Here is a 15809-nt window from a genome sequence, read left to right as displayed (position 1 = left end):
GTTCTCCTTGGACGGGATCGAGGCGGCCAGCACCGGCACGAGGTTGCCGTCCGGATCCCAGGCGGCGAGCGGCTCGTAGAAGATCCGCGAGGCGTCCTGGTCCTTGGTGCCGACGGCGAAATGCGGGTTGATCAGCGTCGGGGCCTGCCACCAGAGGAGCTTGAGCGCGCCGCCACCCCCGGCCTTGGTCGGCTTGTAGCCGGAGCGGATATCGGCCGCCATGGCGACGCCGTTCCCGGCCAGCATGAGCCCTGCCATGGGCGCAGTGAGGCCGACAGCCACCATGCGCTGCACGAAGGCGCGCCGCGACAGGCGGCCGTCCTTCACCCGCCCGATGAGGCCGCGCAGATCCCGCTCGTCCATGTACGCATTCCCGTCTACCGCCACGCGCGGCACAGCAACATTCCGGCAGCGGCCTTGGCAAGGGGCGGGCCAGTGACGGTTCAACCGAAACGTGTCGTCACCGGATCCATCCCTGTGGTTTCCTGGCCCCGGCCCTGCAACAGGACGGCCGACACGCCCTCCCGGAGATTCCCGCCATGGACAACCGCAACACCGTGTGGCGCCACGTCGACGCGCAGAAGGCGCGGCTGATCGCCCTGTCCGAGCGCGTCTGGGGCATGCCGGAGGTCTGCTACACGGAAGCCCGCTCGTGCGCCGAGCACGTCGCCGAGCTGCGCCACCAGGGTTTTCGCGTGACCGAGCAGGTCGCCGGCATCCCCACCGCCGTGATGGGCGAAGCCGGCGCGGGCGGGCCGGTCATCGCGTTCCTCGGCGAGTACGACGCCCTGCCGGGCCTGTCGCAGGAGGCGGGTATCGCCGAGCACCGGCCGGTCGAGACCGGCGGCCACGGCCACGGCTGCGGCCACAACCTCCTCGGCTCGGCGGCTTTGCTCGCCGCCACCGCCGTGAAGGACTGGCTCGCCGAGACCGGCGCGCCCGGCCGCGTGCGCTACTACGGCTGTCCCGCCGAGGAGGGCGGCGCTGCCAAGGCCTTCATGGTCCGCGCCGGTGCCTTCGCGGATGCCGACATCGCGATCTCCTGGCATCCCGGCAGCTTCTGGGAGGTGGCGCCGCCGGTGGCGCTCGCCAACACCCGGGCCGACTTCGTCTTCACCGGCCGCACCGCCCACGCGGCGGCCGCGCCCCATCTCGGGCGCTCGGCGCTGGACGCCGTCGAGTTGATGAGCGTCGGCGTGAACTACATGCGCGAGCACATGCCGTCCGACGCGCGGGTCCACTACGCCTATCTCGACGCCGGCGGCATCGCGCCGAACGTCGTCCAGGCCGGCGCGACCGTGCGCTACTCGATCCGCGCCGGGGACCTGCCGGGCATGCTGGCGCTGGTCGAGCGGGTCAAGAAGATCGCGCAGGGCGCCGCCCTGATGACCGAGACCGCTGTGGAGGTGCGGATCGTCAGCGCGGTGTCGAACCTCGTGGGCAACGATCCGCTGGAGCGGGCGCTGCACGGCGTCATGGAGGAACTCGGCCCGCCGCATTTCGACGAGGCCGACCGGGAATTCGCGCAGGCGATCCGGGCGACGCTCACCGACGGCGACATCGATGCGGTGTTCCGCGCCATCGGGATGCCGCGCGCTGAGGCACCGCTCGCCGATTTCCTGGTGCCCCTCGACGCGCCGCGCAACCCGGCGGTGGGCTCCACCGATGTCGGCGACGTGAGCTGGGTGGTGCCGACCGTCCAGGCCCACGCGCCCACGGTGGCGATCGGCACACCGTTCCACACCTGGCAGGTGGTGGCGCAGGGGAAGACCCCGGCCGCCCACAAGGCGATGGTGCAGGTCGCCAAGGCGATGGCCGCCACCGGCGCCCGGGCGCTCACCGACGCGGCCCTGCGCGACGCCGCCAAGGCGGACCTCGCCCGGCGGGTCGGCGCGTCCGGCTACGTCTCGCCGCTGCCGCCGGAGGTCGAGCCGCCGCTCGGCATGTCGCTGGGGCGCTGACGAAGCCGCGTCTCAGAGCGTCCGGGCGCGGAGCGCCGTCACGACGATCTCGGCCAGGATGACGACGCCGAAGATCGCGGCGAGCACCACGGCGACCTGGTCCCAGTAGAGCAGGTTCAGGGCGGTATCGAGCGCGACGCCGATGCCGCCCGCGCCGACCAGCCCGAGCACGGCGGATTCGCGGATGTTGATGTCCCAGCGGAACAGCGCGATCGACCAGAAGGCCGGCTTCACCTGCGGCCAGTAGCCGAGCAGCAGCGTCGAGAGCCGCCCGGCGCCCGCGGCCTGCAGGGCCTCGATCGAGCCGCGATCGGCCTCCTCCAGCGCCTCGGCGAAGAGCTTGCCGGTGAAGCCGACGGAGCGGAGCGCGATCGCCAGCGTCCCGGCTAGCGGCCCCGGGCCGAACACCGCCACGAACAGCAGCGCCCAGACCAGGGAATTCACCGAGCGCGAGGTCACGAACACGAACTTCGCGAACAGGTTCAGCGCGCGGTTGGGCGTGACGTTGCGCGCCGCCATCAGCCCGATCGGCACCGCGATCGCGATGGCGATCAGGGTGCCGAGCGTCGCGATATGGAGCGTCTCCACCAGCGCCCGCAGGGTCGGCCCGACATAGCCGGCATCCATCGGCCACATCCGGCCGAACAGGTCGGCCAGCTGGTCGGGGGCATCGTAGAGGAATTCCGGGATCACCTCGATCGTGCGCAGGCTCGCCACGAAGGCCGCCACCGCGCAGAGCGTGAAGGCGAGCCGCGCCAGCCGCTTCCACAGCGGGAAGCGCTGCCAGTGGCGCGGGCCGGCGGAAGCGGACGCGAGGGCGACGCTCACTGGAACACCTTGCGGGCCCAGCCGGAGACGATCTCGGCCACCATGATCAGGGCGACGATGACGATCAGGATCGCCAGCACCACGTCGAAGTCGAAGCGCTGGTAGGCGGTGAACAGCGTCGCGCCGATGCCGCCGCCGCCGACGATGCCCACCATGGTGGAGTTCCGCAGGTTGGAATCGAGCTGGTAGGTGGCGAAGCCGATGAAGCGCGGCAGCACCTGCGGCTGCACGCCCATGATCAGGGTCGACAGGAAGCCGGCGCCGGTCGCCCGCACCGCCTCGACCTGCTTCAGGGAGATCTCCTCGATCGCCTCGGCGAACAGCTTGGCGATGAAGCCCACCGAGGCGACGATCAGCGCCATGACGCCGGCCAGCGCCCCGAAGCCGATCGCCTTCACGAAGAGGATCGCCACGATGATCGGGTGGAACGACCGGCAGAGCGCGATCAGGATGCGCGTCGGCCACGTCACCCAGGGCGGCATCAGGTTGCGGGCCGCCAGGAAGCCGATCGGCAGGGCGACCGCGATGCCGATCACCGTCGCGATCACGGCGATCTGCAGGCTCTCGAGGATGCCCGACTGGATCAGCTCCCAGCGGGAGAAGTTCGGCGGGAACATCCGGGCCAGGAACTGCTGCCCGTGGGCGAGGCCGCCGGCGAAGCGCTCGGGCGAGAAGCCGAGCTGGGTCGCCGCGTAGACCGCGTAGACGGCGAGGAGCGCCCAGCCGGCGCGCGCGGTCCAGTTGGGCCGGAACGCGACGCGGCCGGCGGCGCCGGGAGGGGCCGGGCGGGCGGGCGCGCTCATTCGAGCCAGTTCTCGCCGCCGTAGATGCCGCGCAGGTCGGCCTCGCTCAGCCGGTCCGGCGGCCCGTCATAGACCACGTGCCCGCCCGACATGCCGACGATCCGGGCGGCGAAGCGCTGGGCCAACGCCACGTTGTGGATGTTGACCACCACCGGCACGCCGCGCTCGGCCGCGAGCCGGGACAGGATCTCCATGATCTCCACGGAGCTCTTCGGATCGAGGGACGAGGTCGGCTCGTCGGCGAGCACGATCTCGGGCTCCTGCATGATCGCCCGGGCGATGCCGACGCGCTGGCGCTGTCCGCCCGACAGGGCGTCGGCCCGGCGGGTGGCGAAGCCCGACAGGCCGACCGCGTCGAGGAGGTCGAAGGCGCGGGCGATGTCGGCCTCGGGGAATCGGCGCAGCCACGCGCGCCACGCCGGCACGTAGCCGAGGCGGCCGCAGAGCAGATTCTCCATCACCGAGAGGCGCTCGACCAAATTGTACTCCTGGAACACCATCCCGATCCGGCGCCGCGCCCGGCGCAGGGCGGGGCCGGAGAGCCGCGCGAGGTCCTCGCCGCGGAACAGGATCTCCCCCGAGGTCGGCTGGACCAGCCGGTTGATGCAGCGGATCAGGGTGCTCTTGCCGGTGCCGGACGGCCCGATGATCGCCGTGAGCCCGGTGCCGGGCACCACGAGGTCGATGCCTTTCAGGACCGGCTGGCCGGCCCGGTACGCCTTGGTCAGCCCGCGGATCACCAGCGCGCGGGGATCCTCCGCGCGGGGATCGCCGTCGGGTCCGGCCGCCACCGCGCGCGTCGCGCTCCCCGCCGTCGCGGCTTGCGTCACGGTTTGCGTCACGGCTTGGGCGCGCCCGCGGCCTTCTTGCGCGCGGCCTCGGCCTCGCGGGCGGCCTCGCGTTCGTAGGCGACCTTGTTGTACGGCGTGCCCGATTCCTCCGCGACCTTGCGGACGATCGCCCAGTCCTTGAGGTAGGTGATCGGCGCGAACCGGTCGTCGCCCTCGAAATCCTTCACCATGTCGGGCGGGAAGCGGAAATCGTAGAAGCACTGCTTCAGCTTCTCGGCGAGTTCCGGCTTGAGATCGTGGGCGTAGGCGAAGCCCGAGGTCGGGAACTTCTCGCTCGTGTAGATCACCCGGTAATCGTCGCCCTTGATCGTGCCGCGGGCGACCATCCGGTAGAAGACGTCCGAGGCCACCGGGGCGGCGTCGTAATCGCCGGTGCCGACGCCCAGCGCCGACTTGTCGTGCCCGCCCGAGTAGAGGAGCTTGTAATCCTCGCCGGGCTTCAGCCCCTGCTCGGGGAACAGCGCCTTCGGAGCGAGGTTGCCGGAATTCGAGGACGGGGCGGTGTGGGCCACGCGCTTGCCCTTGAGGTCGGCCAGCGTCTTGTACGGGCTGCTCGCCTTGACCACGACGATCAGGTTGTAGCCCTCAGGCCCCTTCTCGGTGCCCTTGGCGGCGAACGGGATCGCGCCGGCCATGTTCACGGCGAAGCCGAGGGGCCCGGTCGAGAAGCCCGCCACCGTGAGCCGGCCGGAGCGCATCGCCTCGATCTCGGCCGAGTTCGACTGGACCGGATAGTAGACGACGCGCTTGCCGGTGCACTGGCTCAGATAGGTCGTGAACGGCTTGAACGAGTTCTCGTAGACCGCGGGATCCTCCACCGGCGTGTAGGCGAAGACGATGACGCTCGGGTCGCGGGTCTTGGCCGGGACGTCGGCGACGAGGTCCTTGTTGGCGTCGCAATAGGCGTCGTCGAGCTGGCCGCGGTTGGGGCACTCGTCGGCCCGGAGGGGCGACAGAGAACCGAATCCGCAGAGCAGCGCCAGCGCTGCGCCATATCGGGCGAATGTCACGCGGTATCCTCCCTGCGGCGCCGTGCCTCGGGCCGGCGCCGTCATGTTCCCGCTCGATCGCGGCCGAGCCTTAAGTCGGCAAACTTGTAGGCGGCGGTTTTCGGGAGATGCAAGGCGATCTGTCAAACAGTGGTTGAAGGACGCGGCCCGGTGACAGGGGTCCGCAGCGGCGCGAGACCTCTGTCATACCGGCCGGCATCGGGGCAACCGCCGTCGCCACCCTCCAGGGCTGACACCGGGCGCCGACGGGAAAGCGGTTCCGCCCTGGCACGCCGCGACAGGGCAGCCGCCGCGGCGGGCCAGGAATCCGGTCCGGCAGCCTGATCCTGTCGCGCTGCGGATCGTCCATCACGAGACAGCCCTGATCTTGGCCGCGCTCCCTGGCCGCCGCCTTCTGCTCTGGCGGACCCGCACCGTTTGCCAAGCCAAGAGCCGGCCGGTCCGGTCGAGGTCTCGTCGTTTTCGCCGCAGGCAAGCCGACGATAATCCGGTCGATCCCACGGGTCCGGGATCAAACGATTAGTCGAGGGCCTTCGACCAAGCGTGACTAAAAGGATTACGCAACCCACACGCACTGCGGGCCTTAATTTAACCGGCTAGAGTGGCGAAATACCCTGAGCCTTTAAAAGTTCTCGACCGTGAAACCGGCCGATCCTGCTGCCCGATCCGAATGGTTGTCAGCCCGGATAACAACACCGCTCAGGCGCATATTGAAACGCGAGACCACGCTCCCATGAATGCCCTTGCTCCAGCCGTCACGCGAGGCGGATCGGGAAACAATTTCGGCACGCTCCGGATTGCGTTCGCCCTGTTGGTCATCATCGGCCACGCTCCCGAGCTGATTGACGGAAATCGCGAGCGCGACTTCCTTGTACGGATGACCGGGAATGCCTTCTCGGGCGACTTGGCTGTCGACGGTTTCTTTCTCATCAGCGGCTACCTCATCACGAAGAGCGCCGGATCCTCTCGATCCCTAACCGGCTATATCGGCAAGCGCATCGCCCGAATATACCCCGGCTTCATTGCAGCCTTCATCGTGTCCCTTCTCCTGTTCGGCACCTTGTCGGGCGGAAGCATCAGCGACGTTCCCGTCGTCAAATCTGCTGTGAAGCTTTTCTCGCTGGGCCTTCCCGTCCTACCCGGTTCGTTCGCCGGGTTGCCGCATCCGGACCTGAACGGCTCCATGTGGACGATTTCCTACGAGTTCCGCTGCTATCTGCTGGCCATCGGGATAGCCTTCATCTCGACCAAGGCGCGACGGCCGTATTTTCTGGCCGTCATCACCGGGTTTAGCGTCCTCTATTTCTATCGTGATGCGCTGCCGGACATCCCGCACGGGAGTGCGATCTTCGGCGGCTCCGCCGCCACGATCCGCCTGACCTTCATCTTCCTGGTCGGATCCGCATATTACATCTGGCGAGACGTCATTTTCTTGACGCGCCGCGGCGCAGTGGTTGCGCTGACAGCTTGCACGGCCTTCCTGTTTGTTCCCCCGCTGGCGGAACCTGCCTTCGCGATCTTCGGCGGCTACCTGATCTTCTGGTACGCGCTGGCGAGACCAGCGAACCCTCTGAGCCGCTGGATCGATCGCACAGATCCGACATACGGAGTGTATCTCTACGCATGGCCCATTCAGAATCTGATTATTCAAACCATTCCCAACGTGATGCCGTTGACGTTGATAGCACTCACACTCCCGATCGCCTTCTGTTTCGCTCTTCTGAGTTGGCACTGTGTCGAACGGTCCTTTCTTCGCCCCAAAAGCCGGCCTTTCCCGGAGCTTCTGAGCAATCCCGACCGCTACTCGACCGCTCCGATGCACAGACCTCGCCTATGAGGGTCGCGGCCCTGGGCCTTCGAGGTCGGCTCCCCTTGCACCGCCACCAGATCGCGATTTCGCTCCTGGCCTCGGCCTGCGACTGGACCAGGTCGCGTCCGGACGCCTCATGTGGGATTGCAGCCCCGACCGCAGAATCGTCGGTCGGCTCGTCGGGCGCTGAAGCATCGAACGCGGCGTCGTCTTGGGAGGCTGATCCGACCGGCCCCTCCCGCGCCGGGAGTTCCGGCCCCGGCCCGCTTCAGCGTGAAGGTGATCTGCTCAGGCGAAGCCGTCCTCCTGCAGGACCTCGCAAACGCAGAGACCTCGCACGCTCCTCGGACCGCGGCGATGGACGGGACGTCGAACTCGACGGCCCCGACGCGCTTGATCGGGCCAAAGCATCAATGCTTCCGGCTATCGCGCCGCTTTCGCGGAGACATGGTCGAGCTTCCCGCGGCACAGGAACCCAGCCCTGCATGGATGAAGCCCCAGAGGAGCCGATCGCATGGCCCGCTGTGCAGATTGGTGAGCGCAGATTGGCTTCATCAGGAGAACGACCACGTCCGCTCAAGTCGTCCCTCAGACCGCGAGGACGCAATCCGCCAGATGCTCCCTGCCTTGTTTTCTGAAAGGGCCGAGATTTCGGATTTAACTTAAACATCTATTGTAGGGCGCCTATATGGTTCAATGGCGCCCCCGTCCACCAAGCGATGACTGTTTTTACAATGTATATGCACTTCGATTTTTCGCCACCGACTTGTTTCGGCTGGACTCTGGCCGCGCAAAACTGCTATGTCCGGACTCAAGCTTGGCTAGAATGGCCCGGCGTGCCACGAGGTCGGCCATGACTTTCAAACGGATCGGAACGCTTGTGGCAGTGCTGGCATCCAGTGCATGCTCACATGTGCCGCTGAGCCCGACCGCCTATAGCGCGCTGCCGCCCCCGACCGCGATGGCGGCTACAACGGCGCCGACGGCCCCGCTCGTGGACCTTGCAGGGCGGCCGCCCGAAGCGGATGACGGCCCGATGCCCGTCGTCATTCCCGGCACGCTGAAGCTTCAGAACGCCGAGTTGGGGCAACGCGGTGTCAACCCTCTGGCAGTGCTTGATTTCTCCAGGCGCTCGCGCCTGGCCTGGAAGGCCTTGCGTCCGCAGGACCTGATCAAACCGCCGGTCTACGCCTCGGTCTCGCGGATGTATGACGATGTCGACATCCGGGAGACGGCGACAACGTCGAGGAAAGGCTCTGCGCCGGAATCAGGTCTCAAAGCCGGCAAGGCGCCCTTGGAATACGACCGCGAGGCGACGATGGAGACCCTCTTGAAGGGCGGACGCACGGCCACGAGCAGCATCTGCTCAGGTTGCTGATCTGGTGCGTCGCGGCATTGCCGGCACCGCGTAGCGTCTCCGGATCCGCGCAGGCCCGATCTTGGTCCGTTGCGGTCCCGTCGGCCGGCCGGTCATTGCCTCGATCACGGAACCCGGCATCGGTGGCATAGAGCGCCTGACAGAACGGCACGATGGGTCCGGCGCGGCGGTGTCGGGGCTGCACCCGGCCGCTTCAGCCCGATGACCTCCGGAGCGAGATCGCTCGGGTTCTGCCGCCGAACGCCTTCGGCAGTTCCCAGGCTCGAACCCGTCAGCCACGGCGGTCTCATGAACCCTCCGGATTCGCATCCTGCGAGCCGCGAACCTTTCGATCTTCTGGCATTGAGCGGCTCGCACAGCGGTCGCGCAAAGCTCGGTCGGGCCGTGCGGCCGCGTCGCAGCGACAGGGTTCGTCTCCTTCCCTGCACGACCGCTCACGCAAGGCGGGCCATCCCTGATTTCGGTTGCAAAGCCACCGTCTGGAAAGGGATGCCGCCGACGGCGGCCGCCCCGGGCCCCGGCTGATCCGCGGCGAGCGAGACGCTCACCCCATCCGACGCGTCCCCAAGCTAGTCTCGCGGTAGGAACTCCGTCCAGGACAAGACGGTGAACACGGGCGGCGCGCGATCGGCGGGCTCGACGGATACGGGATCCTGCGACCGCTCCATTCGAACGGACGGGCATAACAAGGTGGACCCCAATTCGGCCTCTGGTGACAAGATCCGCCGAAGAGGAGTCGGCGTCGTCATGGCCGGCTTCGGTTCGAGCCACGTTCCGGGCATTACCTGCTGACCGCAATTGCCGACAACAGCTTCGAAGATATTTCCCTCGATGGAAGCGGAAACGATGCAGCTGGCAGGATGGTACACCAATTCATATTGGAATTTCCCGCGATCATCGGACTCTGTCCGAAATCGGTCATCCAAGACCACCGTCGTGTGAGGTCGCTCTGTCGTACCGATCACATAAAGCCGGCCGGTGGCGATCCCGGCGGACGTGATGTCTGAACCAGCCGAAGCGGGCGTACTGAAGCCAAGGGCCACTGCGCCAGCCAGCGTCCCAGCCACGAACACGCCGAGCATTTTGACCTCCCCCAACCGATGGCCTGATCAAAGCCCACCCAACCATATCGCAAACTGCAATGGCGCGATGAATATCGCATTTCATAACCATTTTAACTATCTCCTCCCACCTGCATCGGTCAATTGAGGTAGGATATAATGATATGGCATGGGTCGCCGCCCAAGATTGCCGGCCTGTCATATTGTTTTGCGTCTTGTATTGCAGGTTGGCGCCTGCATCTCCGTATTTCTCAACTCTCCATGCGATATAAACAAATCATATGGCGATCGGGCGATTCGATGATAGCTTGACCAAGCTTGCTTCACGTTTCAACAAGGACCGCTCCCGTTGGAACACTGGAAATCTCGCAGTTGAAATACAACCGGATGGCTCCGATCCTGGAACGACTCCGGCGCGGTTCCGGATAGGGCACCTGATGTCCGCGCCGTGTTTCCGTGCGATTGAGGTTGGTTCAGGCTGCGCGGCACCGCTCGGACCAGGCGCCGGCCTCGGCTTCGATGTCCTGACCGCGAGCAGATTCCGCAGCTCTACCGCGACCGGCACCCTGGCGAGGATTGCTGCGCCCCCTCTCAGGACCTTTGCGGCAATGCCGCCGCCGGTGCCGTCCTGCTCACCAGCCGTACGGGCTGCAGGGAGGTCCACATTTCGGTTTTCAGCTGGACTCGCCAACTTGCCCGCGCTCGCAGGTCCCAGGGGAACCGACCACAGAGCACGTGTCGTCAGGTGTCACCGCTGCCGATCGTCTGTGGCCGTGGCCTATGCAGGCTCGGCTGAGCCCTGCGATCACGCGGAAAGCAATGCAGAGACCATTGCCCGAATCGTTACAGCAATGAATAAACAACAATGATTATTGTTATCGACACGAACAGGCAAGCAGACACAACCAACCAATGATCGAAATATGTTGCATCACGATCAGCCTGATCGGTCGCACAGGACAGGCAGTAAACGTCCGGAACTTTCACTTTCTCACCACAGGACCGGCATACCCCGATCGAGAGTGATCGTTCCTTTGCGGACATCCTGCGGGCGCGCAGCGCTTTCCCGAGATGCCGGAATCGCGTGGACCGTCCAATTTCTGAACTTCTCATCCGAGCACACGCCGTTCGACTCTGCTGAAATGCGTGCCACAGAAATTGGGCACCCTCTCGTCAAGTAAGCTCATTCAATCAACCGAATAAATTATTTATCTAAATGCCCGCCAATGATGCATCTATTCATTGCCGCTTCCACCTCGGCAGGCCGCTCGAGTTCCGTGCGGCGTTCCCATGACACCTCTGGCTGCCCCGCCTGACGGAAACCGCCATCGTCCGGGGCCCTCGAGCGCTGGCGGCGCGCATGCGGACCCCGCTCTCAAGTTGCGGTCAGAGAATACTATGCTTTGACCGATCAGACAGCTATCTCGTTGATGAACGGTTTATCATCACATTTCGCGCCACAACCCAAGCGACGGGCCTGACGCCTCGGACCGCTGAGCCCTGCGTACAGGATCGGCGGCAAGCGACCAAGGTTCGCGCCGGGCGGCGCTTTCCCGCGGCACAAACGCAAGCTCCCGTGCTCCAAGCAACGGCATTTCATGACATCTGATCTGGCCGGCCCCGCGGTACAGGATGGCATGGTGCGCAGCGGCCAGCGCGACGAGGCCGGTGCCGGGCCGCAACGGTTTCCCGGAAGCGCGGGTCGCCTCGCTGCTCTGCGGCTCCGCAGGCGCGGTCGCAAGCATCATAGCGCCGCCCATCTCCGCGCCCTGACCTCGGGCGGGAAACGCGGCGCCCGATGTCGAGCCACGTCGTCCGGCTGCACCGAATCCGCCCAACCCCAGCGAGATCGGCGCTCTCAGGATTCGGCAGGCGTCCGGGCGGGCCGTCGCGCGTATCGGCCGGGTTCGAGAGACTGCTCGATCGTCCGCAAACCTGTCCGGAGCGGACCTTGGCTTCGCGCAGAGGTTGGCACCAGCCCGGAGGGTCCCCGCCATCGCGGCTCGGTCAGCGATACGGCCGACCCGTCGATCGGGTGGGCTCGGGAACGGATGCCTGGCGCCGGACCATCACGGCGCGGCGCGCGACGCTCCAATCAGGACCGCCTTGCCGTGGCGATCCAACCTGATACTCCACACCACAATGTGGTCGGGAGCCAGAACAGAGAAACCGCCACCTCAACACCCGCCTTGAGAAGTAGAAACGAAAGGGCCAGCCCCTGAAGGATCAGCCCCGGAGGCTCGTCAGGTTCGACCCGATCATACCACATCGGATCATCGTGCTGACACGGGTCGAAAATGGCCAATGCTGGAACCCTCCACAGCCCGCAGCGGTCGTCAATCGCTGTATTAGCAAATTGTTTACCGGCGCCCGGCGCGCAGTGCGCGGGCAGAAGGTTCACGGCCGTCTGCGCAGAGCGCGCCGCCATATCCCACGCGACCCGTGACTCGGATGCCGGCCCTTGCAGAGGGGCCGCTCGGTGACGCTGCCGGGCGCCGGCGCGATCTGGTCCTGGCGCCGGCTCCCCGCGGAAACCTGCCTCGAGCAATGCCGACCCGACGCATCAGAGGCAGCGGCCAGGACCGGACCTGCCAGCAGCGGCGGCGTGATCATCGCGCCGGCGGGCATTCTGACGCGACAGAGGGCCGCCCTGCCGGGTGGCTGCCGTCTCACCGGCTCCCGCGCTGGGCCAGGACGGCCGGCACGGTGCGGATCATGATGGCGAGATCCCGGCGCAGGCTCCAGCGGGTCGCGTAGTCGAGATCGAGCGCCACACGCTCGCAGTAGGTCGTGTCGGAACGGCCCGAGACCTGCCACAAGCCGGTCACGCCTGGCGGCACGGCAAAGCAGGTCGCGAAGGCTCGCCCGTAGCGGACGACCTCGGCCGGCACGATCGGGCGCGGCCCGACAAGGCTCATCTCGCCGCGCAGCACGTTCCAGAGCTGCGGCAACTCGTCGAGAGAGGTCTTGCGCAGCACGTGCCCGATGGCAGTGATGCGCGGGTCGTCGCCGAGCTTGTGGGTCGCCTCCCATTCGGCACGAGCCCGCGGATTGGCGGCCAGATGCTCGGCCAGCACGGCGTCGCCATCCGTCACCATCGAGCGGAACTTCAGGCAGCCGAAACGACGCCCATCGCGACCAAGTCGCATGTGACGGAAGATCGGCGACTTGTAATCGCCGGCATAGATGAGGCCGGCGATCAACAGCATCAGCGGCAGGAGCAGGAACAGCGCCGTGGCCGATACCGTGATATCGAGCCCACGCTTGGCCGCCCAGTTCAAGCGGGGGCCTCGCGTCACGAAGGGCGCCGCCGGCAGAACCGCATCGGCAACGGCCTCCGCAGCCTCGCTCACGTGATTGGCCAACTCAACACCATGGTGCGGCGCACGCAGGATGGTGTGAAGCGGCTGGCCAGCGTCGCGCAGCATGGTGTCGGCTCCTCGTGAAGGAAGTCGGCAGGGGAGGCGGAAAATTGATTAATCAGTTATTAACAGCTGGATATCAAATCATCGCGCTTATTACAAGCTGAGCCGTAGCCCATATTTCAGTCTTCGGGCGGCTCAAAATCCCAAGGATTGGGAACGGCTTGACGTGTCCAGCCGCAGCTTTACAGCGTTTACGCCACGGACACCGCGACCAAATCCGCCTTCTGCCCTGCGTCGGCGCAATGCCGCGATATATCTATCTCGTCTGGATGCTCACCGAACATTTGTGCACTGCGTGCGGCTGGAGCGGAGAGAGCCGCATGCCTGGATGGTTGACACGCAAGAGACGAGCCTCGACCGGCGTTGTGCTTCTCGCGAACGGACCGCCCGCCAAGCCCCATTGGCACTCCCGTCCGGACAGGAACTGCGCGTCCCCAGGTCTGGGACAGGCGCGCTCCGCCTAAGAAGGACGCCGATCTGGCTCTGCGGCGCCGCGGAGATCAAAAGGCCGTTCGGCTCCGCCTGGGAACAGAGGAATAAACTGAGTTAGGGCCGCAAATTCAATTTAGAGCGAGCAGCGATCATGGCACGTTGAGGGACACGCTCTATGGAGCGCACCTGTAACGGACTAAAAGCGCGAACGATGAGGTTGAGTTCGGCGCCGGTTTGACGGCATATGCCGCCACGCCGGACGGGAGCATGGGCGGGCGTCCGCTGTCCGACGCGGCGGCGCGACAGCCATCATGGCAAGCGCCCTCTCGGATCCGGACGGCCACGTCAGTAATCTGCGCATGCCAAAGCGGCATCCAACATGCAGGAGGCGATGTGGATGGGGATTGTCCCTGCCATGCGCGCCGGGAAAGGACAGAGTTTCGGGCGACAATGCACGCGCGTGGATCTGCGCCAGCCCGGCCAGCGGACGGGGCCGGCACCGGATGCAGGCTTTGTCCCCTGGAATCCGGCCCGACCCGCGCACCACAGCCACAGCGGGCACGTCACGAGACTCAGTCAGGGGGTTTGGAGGCCCTCGATATCGGATCGGCCCGACGTTTGATTGACCCCTGCCCTATTGAAGATACCTGTTTCAGATCGAGCTGAGAACACCACATTCATGGTCCATTGCCTATGGAAAGGCTGCACGGTCGCAGTCGATCAGGGTCGCTGCCGGTGGGCAGAGTGGCCCGCGCCTCGTCGGACGGCGTCCGGAGTGGGACCCGCTTGCGACGCGCATGCCCCTTCGGCTGCCCTCCAAACGGCGCCGGCCGGCTTGTCTGATGGTCGTGGGATCAAGGTTTGATTGATGAAAGTCGCGATCGTCCATTACTGGCTCGTCGGGATGCGCGGAGGCGAGAAGGTCATCGAGGCGCTGTGCAACCTGTACCCCGAAGCCGATATCTTCACACATGTCTACGCGCCGCAAGCCATGTCGCCGGCCATCGCCGCGCACCGTGTGACGACATCCTTCATCGGCACGTTACCGTTCGCGGCCAAAAGATATAAATCCTATCTCCCCCTGATGCCGATGGCTCTCGAGCAGCTCGATCTGCGCGGGTACGATCTGATCATCAGCAGCGAATCCGGTCCCGCGAAAGGCATCATCCCGCCCTCCGACGCGGTCCACATCTGCTATTGCCACTCGCCGATGCGGTACGTCTGGAACATGTACCATGACTATCGCGAGCGTACAGGATTGCTCACGCGCCTGATGATGCCGCCAATGGCCCACTATATCCGGAATTGGGACGCCATCTCGGCAGGCCGGGTCCACGAATTCATCGCCAATTCAAACACGGTAGCCCGGCGGATCGAGACCTACTATCGGCGCCAGGCAGAGGTCATTCATCCGCCGGTGGATACCGCGGCGTTCGAGACTGTCCCGGCCGGTGAGCTCGGCGATTATCATCTCATGGTCGGGGAGCTGGTGCGCTACAAGCGGCCGGAACTGGCGATCCAGGCCTTCAACCGCTTGCAGAAGCCACTCGTGGTGATCGGCGGCGGTGAAATGTTGCGCGAGTTGCACAGCATGGCCGGTCCACAGATCAGGATTCTCGGCCCACAGCCCTTCGACGTGTTGAAGCATCATTACGCGCGGTGCCAAGCCTTGATCTTCCCCGGAGAGGAGGATTTCGGCATCGTCCCTGTCGAGGCCATGGCGAGTGGACGGCCCGTCGTCGCGTATGGCAAAGGCGGCGTTACCGAAACGGTGCTCGACGGAATCACCGGAACGTTCTTCCACGAACAATCCGTTGAAGCGTTGATCGATGCCGTCGAGCGCTGCCGGACCATCGGCGTGGAGTCGGAGCGGCTCGTCCGCCGCGCTGCCGACTTCGGCGTCGACCGCTTCTCGGAGGAGATCAGCCGCTTCGTGGACGGCGTCCTGGCCCGCAGGCGCCTGACGGCGCCCGGAGTGCAGCGCGCGCCGAGCCGCGCCTATCTGGTCCAGTGAGGCCGCGGCGTTCCGCCCCTGAGGGCCCTCGGAAAGAACTTATTCCTCAGGAAACGGATCTTATGTCGGAAGCCGTCGTCTCAGTCTGTCCGGTCGTTCTGTGCGGTGGGACGGGGACGCGGCTGTGGCCGGCGTCGCGGGAGAGCATGCCCAAGCAGTTCGCCCGGCTGGTCGACGCCGAGCGCTCGACCTTCCAGGCGACACTGGCGCGGGTGTCGGACGCCTCCGTCTTCACC

At 65.9% G+C, this 15809-nt stretch carries 11 protein-coding genes and 1 pseudogene; 5 read left to right on the top strand and 7 right to left on the bottom strand.

The window, feature by feature from the left end; translation table 11 throughout:
* A pseudogene (locus CIW48_RS32355) lies at positions 1-363 on the bottom strand (peptide ABC transporter substrate-binding protein); the annotation flags it as partial.
* 176 nt (positions 364-539) lie between these two features.
* Between CIW48_RS32355 and CIW48_RS32350 the strand changes: the two are divergent.
* Positions 540-1961, top strand: a complete 1422-nt coding sequence (locus tag CIW48_RS32350; protein WP_149314434.1) for a M20 family metallopeptidase — start codon at positions 540-542, stop codon at positions 1959-1961.
* Positions 1962-1973: 12 nt separating this feature from the next.
* Here CIW48_RS32350 and phnE (CIW48_RS32345) read toward each other — a convergent pair whose 3' ends face one another.
* From phnE (CIW48_RS32345) to phnD, 4 genes are read right to left on the bottom strand one after another with little or no spacing between them, the layout of a single operon-like run.
* A complete protein-coding gene (gene phnE / locus CIW48_RS32345) occupies positions 1974-2789 on the bottom strand; it encodes a phosphonate ABC transporter, permease protein PhnE (protein ID WP_149314433.1) in 816 nt (271 codons plus the stop codon).
* Positions 2786-3592, bottom strand: a complete 807-nt coding sequence (gene phnE / locus CIW48_RS32340; protein WP_149314432.1) for a phosphonate ABC transporter, permease protein PhnE — start codon at positions 3590-3592, stop codon at positions 2786-2788. Before phnE (CIW48_RS32340) ends, phnE (CIW48_RS32345) begins: the two co-directional genes overlap by 4 nt.
* A complete protein-coding gene (gene phnC, locus CIW48_RS32335) occupies positions 3589-4383 on the bottom strand; it encodes a phosphonate ABC transporter ATP-binding protein (protein WP_116656368.1) in 795 nt (264 codons plus the stop codon). Before phnC ends, phnE (CIW48_RS32340) begins: the two co-directional genes overlap by 4 nt.
* A 47-nt stretch (positions 4384-4430) precedes the next feature.
* Positions 4431-5453, bottom strand: a complete 1023-nt coding sequence (gene phnD, locus CIW48_RS32330) for a phosphate/phosphite/phosphonate ABC transporter substrate-binding protein (RefSeq protein WP_091784183.1) — start codon at positions 5451-5453, stop codon at positions 4431-4433.
* Positions 5454-6186: 733 nt separating this feature from the next.
* On the opposite strand from phnD, the gene CIW48_RS32325 reads away from it, so the two are divergent.
* Together CIW48_RS32325 and CIW48_RS32320 are read left to right on the top strand one after the other, a co-directional pair.
* On the top strand, positions 6187-7290 hold the full coding sequence (locus CIW48_RS32325; protein WP_173009478.1) for an acyltransferase: 1104 nt from the start codon (positions 6187-6189) through the stop codon (positions 7288-7290).
* 826 nt (positions 7291-8116) lie between these two features.
* The gene (locus CIW48_RS32320) at positions 8117-8641 is read left to right on the top strand and encodes a hypothetical protein (RefSeq protein ID WP_149314430.1); all 525 of its coding nucleotides are present in this window, start codon (positions 8117-8119) and stop codon (positions 8639-8641) included.
* A 569-nt stretch (positions 8642-9210) separates the two neighbouring features.
* Here the strand turns inward: CIW48_RS32320 and CIW48_RS32315 are convergent.
* Together CIW48_RS32315 and CIW48_RS32305 are read right to left on the bottom strand one after the other, a co-directional pair.
* Positions 9211-9723 carry a hypothetical protein gene (locus tag CIW48_RS32315; RefSeq protein WP_149314429.1) on the bottom strand — a complete coding sequence of 171 codons (513 nt, stop codon included), beginning with the start codon at positions 9721-9723 and terminating at the stop codon, positions 9211-9213.
* 2648 nt (positions 9724-12371) lie between these two features.
* On the bottom strand, positions 12372-13130 hold the full coding sequence (locus CIW48_RS32305; protein WP_149314428.1) for a sugar transferase: 759 nt from the start codon (positions 13128-13130) through the stop codon (positions 12372-12374).
* Positions 13131-14427: 1297 nt separating this feature from the next.
* On the opposite strand from CIW48_RS32305, the gene CIW48_RS32300 reads away from it, so the two are divergent.
* Both CIW48_RS32300 and CIW48_RS32295 read left to right on the top strand, forming a co-directional pair.
* Positions 14428-15573 (top strand): glycosyltransferase, encoded by a 1146-nt coding sequence (locus CIW48_RS32300; protein WP_149314427.1) that lies wholly within the window; start codon positions 14428-14430, stop codon positions 15571-15573.
* A 62-nt stretch (positions 15574-15635) separates the two neighbouring features.
* Positions 15636-15809, top strand: a 174-nt coding sequence (locus CIW48_RS32295; RefSeq protein ID WP_246695521.1) for a sugar phosphate nucleotidyltransferase, incomplete at its 3' end; no start/stop codon positions are given.

The organism is Methylobacterium sp. P1-11, from assembly GCF_008329595.1.
GTDB lineage: Bacteria > Pseudomonadota > Alphaproteobacteria > Rhizobiales > Beijerinckiaceae > Methylobacterium.
This window is presented reverse-complemented; position numbering and strand designations above follow the sequence as displayed.